This is a genomic window from Nostoc sp. KVJ20, assembly GCF_001712795.1.
GTDB lineage: Bacteria > Cyanobacteriota > Cyanobacteriia > Cyanobacteriales > Nostocaceae > Nostoc.
Genome location: NZ_KV757548.1, coordinates 1 through 13,230, shown reverse-complemented (window position 1 = coordinate 13,230; position 13,230 = coordinate 1). Strand labels below are relative to the sequence as shown.

The window sequence follows — 13,230 nt, the reverse complement described above, 5'->3', positions numbered from 1 at the left end:
ATACATTGTAAAGTTTTGCCAAAAGATAAACTTAATTTAACCTTGGTTTATTACCTTGATAATTGAATTTATTAACTTAGTTAATATAAACTATGAATTAACTAAGTAATAAGTGTAATTTTGCCTATATTTCCAAAAGTATGATTTTGGGCAAGATTTGACCAGTTTAATTTCTCTTGCTCGTACCTTTGCTTCGAGTTTATGGACTTCCAAATAAAAAAATATCCAATTAACTCCTGTGGGGTGGGCGACACGAGAGCTAAGTCCATAAGGCGATAATGTTGCTCACCCTATAAGTTTGAATAATTTCTTTTTTGGAGTTTCCTTAAATCATTGTGCGATTAAATGTTGTCAAACCCCAATTAGATAGACTACCTGACGCGGCTGAATCTTCACCTTCATCCCTAAAACTCACTTCTAGTAAGTATTTCTCTATTTTGGATCAGTCTATTAATTACAGTGAGGTTGAACTATGGCTTCTAGCACTTGTATTGCTGGGCAAAGTAATTTTCAAGGTACACTGAGATTACAACATGAAGAGTTACGCTTTACTCAGTTTTTGATGGATCGTGTAACAGATCCAATTTTCTGGATAGAGCCAAATGAAAAACCAAATGCACAACTTTTATACGTTAATCAAGCAGCTTGTTGTCTGGTTGATTGTTCTCATGATCAATTGATATCTATGGGTGTACAAGACTTAAACCTAGATTTCTTGATCAATGTTTGGTCAAACTTTTGCAACACCATCAAAAAGCAGCGTTATTTATCCTTTGAGACTCGACATCTTACAACAGAAGGTCATAGCCTACCAGTAGATATCACTGTCACCTCCATAGAATGCGAAGGTAAAAACTATAGTTATCTCTTTATCTGTCATATCAAGCCACAACAGCTTTCTTCATCAGCTTTACAAAAAAATCAACAACACACTTCCCCCGAAGAGTTGTACAATCTCCAGGCAGCAACACCAACGTATCCACCATCAATATTTCCTTTAGACTCCCTGTTGAATCAAGTCTTCAATTTTATTGAAGAAAACTATCATCAATCCATTAGCTTGTGCAATGTGGCGACAGCAGTCGGTTACTGTCCAGCTTACTTAACTAATATGATACGCCGCCACACAGGAAAAACAGTTAATCATTGGATTGTTGAGCGTCGGATGTTAGCAGCACGTACTTTGCTCCGGGAAAGCAACCTATCAGTAAGTCAGATTGCCGAGACAGTAGGCTATCAACATGAAGGGCATTTCTTCCGACAGTTTCGCCAAAATCATCAAACTACGCCTCAAGCTTGGAGAAAAGCTCAGTTCATCTATGTATAAAAGCCTTTTTTGTTTGAATCACAATTCTTGGTAATGGTTTCAGAGCTTGTTTACCTAAAGTTAACCTAAGACTTTTCGTAATTGCCGTAGAATCATCGACAGCAGACGTTAAAAGATATATCCAGTATGACTCACAGTAGTTGGCATTACAGAAAAAAATTGAAATTAGCGATCTGCCTAGCTTTCGTTGAAATAACTGTCATTTCATCAATAGAACCCACCTTAGCACAGAGTATTATTGTGCCTGATAATACATTAGGAAGCGAGAGTTCCAGAGTAGTAATCGATGAAAACAGTCTGAGTCAAGAGCTAATCACAGGTGGAGCGCAGCGAGGTGTGAACCTGTTCCATAGTTTTCGAGAATTTAACGTCGGTGAAGGACGTGCTGTGTATTTTAGTAATCCTGGGGGAATTGAGAACATTTTAGGGAGAGTCACAGGGAACAGTCGTTCAGAAATTTTGGGGAAGTTGGGAGTATTAGGCAATGGCAACTTATTTTTAATTAATCCCAATGGGATTATCTTTGGGGCAGATGCAAGTTTAGATGTCAGTGGTTCATTTGTAGCCACATCAGCCAATGCCATCAAGTTTGGTGAACAAGGATTTTTTAGTGCCTCATCGCCAGAAACCCCATCATTATTAACAATAAAACCCTCAGCCTTGTTTTTTAATCAAATTGGTGCAGGGTTAATCGAAAACAGTTCTATTGCTGCGGCTGGAGTAGATGCTGTAAATAACCCTGTATTTGGGTTGAGAGTTGGCGATCGCCAAAGCTTGCTGTTAGTGGGAGGAAACGTCTTGAATGCAGGGGGATTAAACGCTTTAGGGGGACGAGTGGAGTTAGGAAGTGTCGCTAGTTCCGGGGAAGTTGGGTTGAATGTGAATAACCAAAATCCGGCATTAACATTTCCTAATCAAGTTGTGCGAGGGGATATATCGCTGACAAATGGGGCTTTTGTCGATGTGGCTGCTGATTCTGGTGGTGCGATCGCACTTCATGCCAAAAATATAGATATTAGTAGAGGCAGTTCTCTCAATGCTGGGATTGCACCAGGTTTGGGGACACCAGAAACTACAGCAGGCAATATTACTTTAAATGCCACACAAGCCATATCCATCAGTCAATCAAGCAGTGTTACCAACCAAGTCAGTGAGGATGCTACAGGTAATGGTGGGAATATCAATATTCAAGCAGGCTCACTGAATTTAACTGAGGGAAGTGAGTTAGCTTCCCGCATCTTGGGCGAAGGAAATAGTGGAAATATCTTAGTTGATGTAAGTGGTGCTGTCATTTTGGATGGTTTGGGTAGCGATGGCCTTCCTAGTAGAATTATCAATTCAGTGCGGCCTCTGGCAATTGGAAATGGTGGCAATATTAATCTCAAAGCACAGTCTCTCACTCTAAAAGCAGGTGTTTTAAGTTCTAATACCTTTGGAAGAGGAAATACTGGAAATATCTTAGTTGATGTAAGTGGTGCTGTTACCTTAGACGATCCAAGTAGTGTTGGCTTGTCTAGTAGAATTGTCAATCAAGTGCTATCACCGGCTGTTGGAAATGGTGGCAATATTAATATTAAGGCAGAATCCCTGACTGTAAAACAGGGCAGTTTTTTGAATGCCAGTATATCGGGAAAAGGAAATAGCGGCAATATCTTGATTGATGTGAAGGGTGCTGTCACCTTTGAGGGAGAAGGCACAGAATTTTTCAGTGGTATTGGTAATCAAGTCCTATCATCGGGAGTTGGAAATAGTGGCGACATTAATATTAAGGCAGAGTCCCTGATTTTAGGACAGGGTAATGATTTGAATGCTAGTACCTTGGGAAGAGGTAATGGTGGAAATATTTTTGTGGATGTGAAGGGTGCTGTAACTATAAATGCCGAAGCTGGTATCTTTAGTGTAGTCAGATCGTCGGGAATTGGAAATGGTGGCGACATTAATCTCAAAGCAGACTCGCTGACAATAAGACAAAGTGGTGCTTTGAATACTTTCACATTAGGTAGGGGAAATGCTGGGAATATCTCTGTGGATGTGAAGGGTGCTGTGATCATAGACGGTAACAACACAGACTTTAATACTGGCATAGCCACTATAGTCACAGACTCAGCAATTGGAAATGGTGGCGACATTAATCTCAAAGCCGGATCTCTGACTCTAACACAAGGAGGTCTTTTGAGTGCCGGTACTGACGGAAGAGGAAATGCTGGGAATATTTTTGTGGATGTGAAGGGTGCTGTTAACTTAGATGGTATAGACAGCAGAGGTTTTAGCAGTGGAATCTCCAGTCAGTTAGCCCCATCAGCAATCGGAAATGGTGGCGACATTAATCTCAAAGCAGACTCCTTGACTTTAACACAGGGCGGTTTTTTGAGTACCACTACCTTTGGACAAGGGAATGGAGGAAATATCGGGATTAACTTAATGATGCCTAACTCTAGGTTAACACTGAGCGATAAAGCAACGATCGCAGCTAATACACTAGGACAAGCAAAAGGTGGAAATATCCAAATTGAGGCTTTTGACTCTATAAATCTGACCAATAACTCGGAAATTTCCGTTAATAGCCAAGGACAAGGTGATGCAGGTGATTTGAGAATTACAACTGGTTTTCTAACTCTGCAAGAGCGATCGCGTTTATTGGCAGATACATTTAGTAGTGAAGGTGGTAATATTCAATTACAGGTGCGAGACCTACTACTGCTACGCAACAATAGTAGTATTTCTAGCACAGCTGGCCAGGAGGAGACTGGAGGCAATGGTGGCAATATAGACATCAACACCAAATTTTTAGTCGCCGTCCCTTCAGAAAATAGTGATATCACCGCTAATGCTTTTGCAGGTAAAGGTGGTTTGATCAAAATTACTACTCAGGGAATTTTTGGGATAGAAGAGCGGGAAAACTTAACTGAATTCAGCGATATCACTGCCTTTTCTCAACAAAATCCCCAACTTGATGGCGAGATAGTCATTGATATTCAAAATGCAGATATCAGCAATGAGTTAGTAGCTTTACCGACAAATGTAGTTGATGTCAGTAAACTAATTGCTCAAAGGTGTTCGGTACGACCAATTGCTACCAATCAACTTCAAAGCCAATTTATTATTACAGGACGAGGTGGATTACCTCCACAGCCAGGAGAAGCTTTACGTATGCCAGCGATCGCACTCTCTGGAAGCACTATTAATACTGAAAAAGAAGACCAATCTCCAGATATACCCTCCACACCCCTATTAGAAGCCAATAGTTGGAGGTTTGATGAGCAAGGACAAGTCATTTTGACTGCTTCTAACGCTTCTAGTTTGGGGATCAAGCACGGCAACTGTCGAGGTAATTCGTAATTACAATTAGTAAAAAAACAGCGAGATAATTTGGTTGACTTGGAGTACTTATAAAGTATTAATTTAAATTAAGTGATGAAATCACCGTTTATTTTATTGCGTTGGGTCAATGCTATGGTGCTAACCTTAGGGGCGATACTTACCTTATCTAGCTTTGCCAAAGCCCAGGTAACTTCTGACGGCACTACCAACACAACTGTCAAATCTGTTGATAATCGCGATTTTATTATTATCAATGGCAGTGGGGCAAATAGCAATCTGTTCCACAGTTTTAGTCAGTTTTCCATTCCTACAGGTGGATCTGCCACTTTTGATTTAGTTAATACGCCGAATATATCGACCATTTTCAGTCGAGTGACGGGTGGCAATGTTTCTGATATTAATGGCTTGATTCAGACTATTAATAGCAAAAATCAGGTCAGTCTATTCTTACTGAACCCCACGGGTATTATTTTCGGTTCTAATGCAAAGCTGAATATTAGTGGTTCTTTTGTTGGTTCTACAGCATCTAATATCAAGTTTGCAGACGGTTCACAATTGAGTATAACCAACTCTACCCCCCCTCTTCTGACAATCAGTACACCTGTTGGCTTGCAACTTGCAGCTAATTCGGGAGAGATTCGTGTCCAAGGTTCAGGACATAATATCACCAAAGTTGGGCTTTCTCTGCTCGATCGCAGAGGCAATATTGGCACAGGTTTAGAGGTTTTTCCTGGCAATACCTTGGTTTTAGTGGGAGGAAACATCACTCTCGATGGCGGTTTGTTGACTGCTGACTCTGGCAAGATTGAGTTGGCGGCTTTGAGCAATGGCCAATGGGTAATTGGGCAAAACAATAAATTTTCAACTATCAATTCCACACCTACGACTGAATTTGGGGATATTCAACTTCGCTCTGCGGCGTTAGTAGATGTTAGTGGTGTCAGGGCAGGTTCTGTTCAGTTAAGAGGTAGGAATATTGCTTTGCAAGACGGCTCAATTGTTGTTGGACAAAATTTGGGTGAGCAACCTAGTGGGAACATACAAATCATCGGTAGTGAATCCTTGGCAATCAATGGCACAACTCCAGCTTTGTCTAGTCGTTTTACTACTCAGTTACTCGGTGCAGGAGGAGGAGGGAATATCAATATTGCTGTACCTCGTCTGATTCTTAGGGATGGAGGTAATATTGCTTCCCAAACCTTTGGTTCAGCCCAAAGTGGCAATGTCACCATCGATGTACCAGATTTGATAGAAATGACTGGAACTTCACCTATTGACCCGTCTGATCTTAGCGCAATTACCACGGCGACCTTTAGCACCGGAGGAGCGGGGGGGCTGACGGTATCGACTGGCACTTTAAAAATCCGGGATGGGGCGCAAATCACAGATTCGACATTGGGTGAAGGAAATGCAGGACAGATTACACTCAACGCTACAAACCTGATTGATATTCAGGGCAATTCAAATGCATTATTGTCAAATAGTGCGATCGTCTCTAACTCCTTTGGCGAGGGTCATGCCGGAAAAATTATTGTTAATACCCCTAGACTTAGCCTCAGAGACGGAGGTTCAATTATTTCTAGTGGATTTTCTAGTGGTAACGGCGGTGATGTCACAATTAACGCCACAGAATCTATTGAAATTGCTAATTCTAGTATTCTAGATTTTAGTCCTGTAGTTACAACATTTATCAGTAGTCGGATTAGCTCTGATATTGTGACTCCGCCTGATTTTTTACAAGCTATTTTAGGGCTGCCACCAATTGCAACGGGCAATTCTGGCTCAGTTGTGATTAATACACCTCAGTTAACGTTGACCAATGGTGCTAGTCTATCTGTTGCCAACACTGGCCCAGGAATTGGGGGTCAAGGAAATGCAGGAGATTTAAGAGTTACAACTGACTCCTTAACGCTGCAAGGGCGATCGCGTTTATTGGCAGATACATTTAGTGGTGAAGGTGGTAATATTCAATTGCAAGTACGAGACATACTACTGCTACGTGACAATAGTACCATCTCGACCACAGCTGGCACACAGATATCTGGGGGTAATGGTGGCAATATAAACATCAACACAAAGTTTTTAGTCGCTGTCCCTTCAGAAAATAGTGATATCACCGCTAATGCTTTTGCAGGTAAAGGTGGTTTGATCAAAATTACTACTCAGGGAATTTTTGGGATAGAAGAGCGGGAAAACTTAACTGAATTCAGCGATATCACCGCTTTTTCTCAACAAAACCCCCAATTTGATGGGGAGATAGTCATCGATATCCAAAATGCAGATATCAGCAATGAGTTAGTGGCTTTACCGACAAATGTAGTTGATGTCAGCAAACTAATTGCTCAAAGGTGTTCGGTACGACCAGTTGCTACCAATCAACCTCAAAGCCAATTTATTATTACAGGACGAGGTGGATTACCTCCACAGCCAGGAGAAGCTTTACGTATGCCAGCGATCGCATTTTCTGCAAGCACTATTGAAACCGAAAAACAAGACTCATCTCCACAGATAAATTCCACATTAGAAGCAAATAGTTGGAAGTTTGATGAGCAAGGACGAGTGATTTTGATAGCCTCTGCAACTTCTGAAGCTTCTAGCTTGGGGACAAAGCATGGTTACTGTCATGGTTCTTAGAAAAACTTGGCGACGTAGGTTATTCAAGCTGCTCAAAGCAATTGCCCTCGTCTTATTAGGGATAATTTTCTCTCTCAAGATCCCAGTTTTCTTACCTGAGCCGGCAATAGCAACAGAAAAAGCGATCGAGGCTATAAAGTTAGAACTTGAAGGCAAAAACCTCTATGAAGCAGGACAATTTGATGCGGCGGCAAATATTTGGCAACAGGCTGCTAATGCTTACAAACGATCAGGTAATGAAGAAGGCAAAACTCAAAGTTTGATTAATGTAGCCGAAGCCCTGCAAGCCAACGGACTGGATCTCAAAGCTTGTAATCAGATATTACAAGCCTTTGATATTGCCCAGCCTGACTGCCGAAAATTAATCCAAAATAATGAAAAATATCAACAAATTTCTTGGTTACAAACTCTTGAATCTCAACCCAATTCTCTGATTAAAGCTAACGGCTTGCGTAGCCTTGGTGATGTCCTACAAAAACTTAATCGCCCAGATTTGTCAACAGAAGTTTTAAATATCAGTTTGCAAGTTGCTCACCAGCTATCATCGCCGACTACTGAAAGTGCAGTTTTGTTAAGTCTTGGTAATGCTCAACGAACTTTAGGTGAGAGAATACAAATCCAACAAGGTAGAATCAATCAACAAAACTCTAGTCCTTTAAGTTGTGGGGAACAAGTCAAAGATGATGCAGAAACTTCGTTTTATCAGCAAGCAACTTTACTGTATGTGCAAGCAGCAACTAAATCCTTATCTGTTGATACTTGGGTGCAAGCACAACTCAACCATCTGAGTCTTCTGCTCAAAATTAATCAGCTAGCACAAGCACAGAGTTTAGCACCACAAATTGAGTTGAAGCTGAAAGACTTGCCTAAGACGCAAACAACAATTTCTGCACGGATTAATTTTGCTAAAAGTCTAGTTTGCCTTAATCACTACTCTGCTATAGCTCCTGTTGACTTGAAAGATATTGCCAAAGAGTTGATAATTGCTCTGCAACAAGCACAAAGCCTAGGCGATCAGCGTGCTGAATCTTATGCTCTGGGGTATCTTGGTTGGCTTTATGAAGAAAACCAGCAATTCTCGGAAGCTCTAGCCCTTACCCAAAAAGCACTTTTTCAGGCTCAAGCAATCCAAGCAACCGATGTAGCCTATCAGTGGCAATGGCAATTAGGACATATCCTGAAAGCTCAGGGAGATATTAAGGGAGCGATCGCAGCTTATGATGTGGCTACTGCTAGCTTGCAATCTCTGCGTTTCGAGATCAATGCTCTTAATTCTCAGATGCAGTTTTCCTTTCGGGAAAAAGTTGAACCTGTTTATCGTCAATTAGTTGAGTTGCTCTTGCAAAATCAAGGAAATTCTGAGTTCATCAAGAACAATAATCTTCAAAAAGCTCGTACTACGATTGAATCTCTACAATTAGCAGAACTAGAAAATTTTCTGCAAGAAGCCTGTTTAAAACCTAGAGTTGCGATTGATCGAGTTATAGATAAAGATGATTCCAACGCAGCAGTTATTTATCCAATTATTCTGGAGAATCAGTTAGCAATTGTTCTCAAGTTGCCTCAGCAAAAGGAACTTCGTTATTATGCAACTTCCATATCCCAAGAGGATGTAGAAAGCACTCTCACTAAGTTACAACAATATCTGCCAAATGTGACTCGGACTTCTCAAGTCAAAAATTTATCTCAACAGGTATACGATTGGTTAATTCGTCCTTTAGAAGCAGATTTAAATAGCAGCAGCATCGAAACTTTAATATTTGTTCTAGATAGTTCCCTAAGTAACATTCCTATGGCAGTTTTGTACGATACCCAACAACAGAAATACTTAGTCGAAAAATATGCGATTGCGATCGCACCTGGCTTGCAACTTGTCGAGCCAAAACCTCTACGGAGTTCACGAATTAAGGTTTTAGCTGCTGGAGTCAGCGAAAAACGCTCTATCGAAGGTCAAGAATTTGCTCCCCTAACTAATGTTAAGAAAGAGTTAGCCAATATCCAGGTTGAGATACCCCAGAGTGAAGAACTTTTAGATAGCAAATTTACTAAAACTAATCTTCAAAATAAACTACAATCATCTGCTTTTTCTGTAGTTCATCTAGCGACTCACAGTCAATTTAGTTCTAATCCTGAAAAAACTTTTATTCTCACTTGGGATCAACTGCTCAATATTGAAGATTTAGTTGATTTACTCAAGCGAAATAACTCAAATTATTCTAATTATATTGAATTACTAGTTCTTAGTTCGTGCGAAACTGCTACAGGCGATCGACAAGCAGCTTTAGGATTAGCTGGAATCGCTGTCAGAGCCGGAGCAGAAAGTATAGTGGCAACTTTATGGTCAATAGATGATTTTTCTACTAGTGAAATTATGAATTACTTGTATCAAGAATTAAACAAAGGAACAACTAGAGCTAAAGCACTTCAGCAAGCCCAATTAGCTCTATTGAAAAAAGAAAAGCGTCCTTATTTTTGGGCAACTTTCGTGTTATTAGGAAATTGGCTTTAACTCACTTCGTTGGGAGCAATGCGAATTTATGAATCTTTTGATGAATTCATTTCGGGAGTTTCAACCAATGGCTAAAGTTGGCGCATACTGGAGAAGCATGGAGGTAATCGGGGCGGCGGGGAAAACCTAGAAATCCTAACCGTGCTACTTTCTTGCACTGTTAGTTGGATTATTCTACAGCCATACCCGCTAAAGTTGTGGTGATGGGTTTTGGCGATCGCCCTGCTCAAGTCTGGTTTGCTTGGGTCAAATTCCACTGCAATGACTGGGCGAATACCAGCTTGAACCATCCCCGCTTCAATTCCGCCGCCACCAGCGAAAAGTACTACGGCGATCGGGGCATCATCTGGGAGTATTGGTTTTATTTTTGTGTTATCAAAATTTTTGCAGACATCTAATTTTGGTGATGTCTTTTTGGATTTCGCTTTTTTGATAAAGGTTGACCCATCAAGTAACTTTTTAGTTTTGAGGTACGGATACAAACATCTAACCGATTCGCATTGTGAGCCTTTGACCCCTTTCTCTAAGAATTTTTCGGGTATTACAGATAACTTAGCTATTACTGATTTAGTCATGCAGCCACCTCCATGACCAAATCATCCGGCACTTCAAAAATCGCCAGTTGGCCGATGTAAGGAATTGGTGTAATCTCGCGCGGATTTTCCAGCTTCCAGTGGTATTGCCCAGCCATTCCCCAGCCAGATGCAACTTGTGAAAACTGACAGTCTACTATTGTGACAATGCCAATAACTTGACCGCGACGTAGAGAGATTAATTCTGGGATTATTATCCCCATGCTTTGGCAAAATTCTTTCGCTACCTGGTACTCTTTTTTGGTACAGGTTTTGGCGGCGTGAATCAGAATGTCGCCGCGATAATGAATGGGCCAGCCTCGGTTTTCAATATTTTTGAGAGCATAAATAATTGCCCATGCCCAAGGCTGACGGACGGATAGCGCTTTCACGGTGTTTTAAAACTCCAGTAATTGAATGTATGCGTCTAATGCCGCGATCGCTGGATGTGGGTGTATTTGCGACTTCAGTCCATTGCAGATTGTGGCAATAGTTCCAAGCTCTACGAAAGTGAAATGAATATTGGACTGACGGACAGAACAGCGATGTAGAACTGTTAGAAGAACAAAATTCAACTGTCTAAGAATTACATCTTCAGCTACATGAAGTCGCCAAGTAAGGTTTTTGGAAGTAATCGAACGCCAGGGCTTATCGAAAGAACATTTTTCAACTTGGGGTAGCACTTTTACCTTAAACCTGTAATCCCGGTCAGTAGTAGAGCATTCATCAGGGGCAAGAGCCGCCCATTGTTGTAAAAGTTGTTGGTAAGTTTCAATCATTCTCAGTTCCCGCGTAAAAGACAATGTTTATCCTCCAGTAGAGCCTTAAAAACTACGACCACGAGATAAATTCTTGAATCTGGTAAACTGATGGTCAAACAAAAGCTTGACTGTACCTGTGGGGCCATTGCGTTGCTTGCGAACGACTAACTCAGCAATGCCACGATCTGGAGTATCAGGGTTATACATTTCTTCGCGGTAAAGCATGATTACAACATCACTGTCTTGCTCAACAGCACCACTGTCTTTTAAATCACTTAGTACAGGGCGTTTATCGTTACGGTGTTCAACTTCGCGGTTGAGTTGGGACAAAGCCAGTACAGGCACATCCAAATCTTTGGCTAATCTTTTTAATCCCCGGCTGATTTCACCGACTCGTTGAGCCATGTTCACCCGTGAATCAGTATCAAGAGCCATCAGTTGTAAGTAGTCAATGATCACAAGCCCAACACCACCGTAATGGGATGAAATTCGGCGGACTTGGCTACGGATTTCATTAAGAGAAGGGCAAGATTCGTCGTTGATGAAAATCTGTTGTTCGCTTAACGTAGCGATCGCCACACTCAAGGGTTGCCACTGGCTGTCAGAGACATTCCCAGTTTCTAGAAAATTATTTTCAATGCCAGATTCACTGCTTAAAAATCGCTGTACGTACTCATCAGTAGACATTTCCAAGCTGAAAACGCAGATCGGCATCTTCCCAGTTTTGGCAACATTGAGAGCGAGATTACCAGCCAAAGCGGATTTACCAACAGAAGGACGAGCAGCCAGTACATACAACCGTCCTTTGCGAAAACCACCGCCGAGTATGCTGTCCAGGTCATAAAATCCACTAGCCAGTGCTGGTGAGCCTGTACCAGCATGACGCGCTTCAATTTCGGTAAAAGTGTCGGCTAGGGCATGAGAAATATGAACCAAGTCAGAGGCAGAATGCTCAGACTTAATGCAGTAGACTTTTTGTTCGGCTTCGTCGAGAATTACAGGTAAATCGGTTTCGGTGGCATAGCCGAGTTGAACAATCTCAGTGCCAGCAAGGATTAACTGCCGCCTTTGGTATTTTTCCATTACCAAGTCAGCTAAAGCATCGATGTTCACAGCTGACACAGTACAGTCAACCAGACTAGCCAGTTTATTGCGTCCACCAATACGGAACAATAAACCATTATCAGACAACCAGTTGGTGACGCAAAGCAAATCCGTTGGTAATCCCTGGCTGTACAGTCGTAGGGCTGCTTGATAAATGTCTTTGTGGGCATTGATGTAAAAAGCATCTGCCACTAAGCGATCACTGATTCGGCTCATGGCACTTGGATCGAGCATGATGCCACCAAGTATTACTTCTTCAGCCTCAATGCTTTGTGGGGGCAAGCGGTCTTGTTGCGATGTGAAGTTTGATTTGTCTTGTGTCATAGTTTACCTCATTTGAAAATTTTGATTTCTAGAAAATCTAGATTCCATATTGCTCACGCAGCTTGTGGATGCAAGTAGACATACATTTGAGGATGTGTAAGTTTTAACCAATCCAACCATTTGAGCGTTGCACCTGGGTCTTGTTGGTCATAACGGCTGCTGAAAGAAGCGATCGCTTTGTCTTTACCAACTTCATCCATGCGGTCTAGAAGTTCACTGAAGGTCGCTTTATGCCAATCAAGAGAACGATTTGAGTAGTAACCGATGGGTTGGTCATTGGCTTTTGATTCTTCAGTTTGTGGCGTAGATGAAGAGAGAACTTTTGACCAATAAACCAGCAGTTCTTCTAAACCAGCTTTACTAACCTCCAAATTGCTGATTGATTTGATCACAGTGGGGACTTTTTGCTGCCAATTAACCTTGTCCCACTCGGCTCTCTCCTTGGCGATTAACTCCACCAAACGGCGATCGCAAGTTTGGTAAATGTTGTCTCTGCAAGAAGTACGCCAGGGGAAACGCCAAGAACGGAGCTTGATTTCATTTCTGTAAACTGCGGGTAAAGGCTCAGATGCCAAGATGCCGGGGTCAAGCAAGATGTGATTGAGCAAATCATCAATCGACTGAAATTTTGGTTTGCTTGGTTTCTTGTTTGCTTGTTCGTTTTTTTTATCGAACAAC

Annotated in this window: 8 protein-coding genes and 1 pseudogene; 4 read left to right on the top strand and 5 right to left on the bottom strand. The window is 41.5% G+C overall.

Going from position 1 to position 13,230, the window contains the following annotated elements:
- Positions 1-472 precede the first annotated feature (472 nt).
- The 4 genes from A4S05_RS02625 (at position 473) to A4S05_RS02610 (ending at position 9,791) form a co-directional block, all read left to right on the top strand.
- Complete coding sequence (locus A4S05_RS02625; RefSeq protein WP_069068270.1) at positions 473-1,327, top strand: helix-turn-helix domain-containing protein; 855 nt, start codon at positions 473-475, stop codon at positions 1,325-1,327.
- Positions 1,328-1,453: 126 nt separating this feature from the next.
- Positions 1,454-4,666, top strand: coding sequence for a two-partner secretion domain-containing protein (locus tag A4S05_RS02620; protein WP_069068269.1), 3,213 nt, complete (start codon positions 1,454-1,456; stop codon positions 4,664-4,666).
- A 75-nt stretch (positions 4,667-4,741) separates the two neighbouring features.
- Entirely contained in the window at positions 4,742-7,282 is a 2,541-nt protein-coding gene (locus A4S05_RS02615) for a two-partner secretion domain-containing protein (protein WP_069068268.1), read from the top strand.
- Positions 7,260-9,791: a CHAT domain-containing protein gene (locus tag A4S05_RS02610; RefSeq protein WP_256090796.1), complete on the top strand. Its 2,532-nt coding sequence runs from the start codon at positions 7,260-7,262 to the stop codon at positions 9,789-9,791. The genes A4S05_RS02615 and A4S05_RS02610 overlap by 23 nt, the downstream gene beginning before the upstream one ends.
- A 71-nt stretch (positions 9,792-9,862) precedes the next feature.
- Here A4S05_RS02610 and A4S05_RS02605 read toward each other — a convergent pair whose 3' ends face one another.
- The 5 genes and pseudogenes from A4S05_RS02605 to A4S05_RS41295 all read right to left on the bottom strand — a co-directional run.
- Positions 9,863-10,366 carry a DNA cytosine methyltransferase gene (locus A4S05_RS02605; RefSeq protein ID WP_069068266.1) on the bottom strand — a complete coding sequence of 168 codons (504 nt, stop codon included), beginning with the start codon at positions 10,364-10,366 and terminating at the stop codon, positions 9,863-9,865.
- The gene (locus A4S05_RS02600; protein ID WP_069068265.1) at positions 10,363-10,755 is read right to left on the bottom strand and encodes an ASCH domain-containing protein; all 393 of its coding nucleotides are present in this window, start codon (positions 10,753-10,755) and stop codon (positions 10,363-10,365) included. The genes A4S05_RS02605 and A4S05_RS02600 overlap by 4 nt, the downstream gene beginning before the upstream one ends.
- A gap of 6 nt (positions 10,756-10,761) precedes the next feature.
- A complete protein-coding gene (locus A4S05_RS02595; protein ID WP_256090795.1) occupies positions 10,762-11,166 on the bottom strand; it encodes a hypothetical protein in 405 nt (134 codons plus the stop codon).
- Positions 11,167-11,187: 21 nt separating this feature from the next.
- The gene (gene dnaB, locus A4S05_RS02590; protein WP_069068263.1) at positions 11,188-12,552 is read right to left on the bottom strand and encodes a replicative DNA helicase; all 1,365 of its coding nucleotides are present in this window, start codon (positions 12,550-12,552) and stop codon (positions 11,188-11,190) included.
- A 53-nt stretch (positions 12,553-12,605) separates the two neighbouring features.
- A pseudogene (locus A4S05_RS41295) lies at positions 12,606-13,230 on the bottom strand (helix-turn-helix domain-containing protein); the annotation flags it as partial.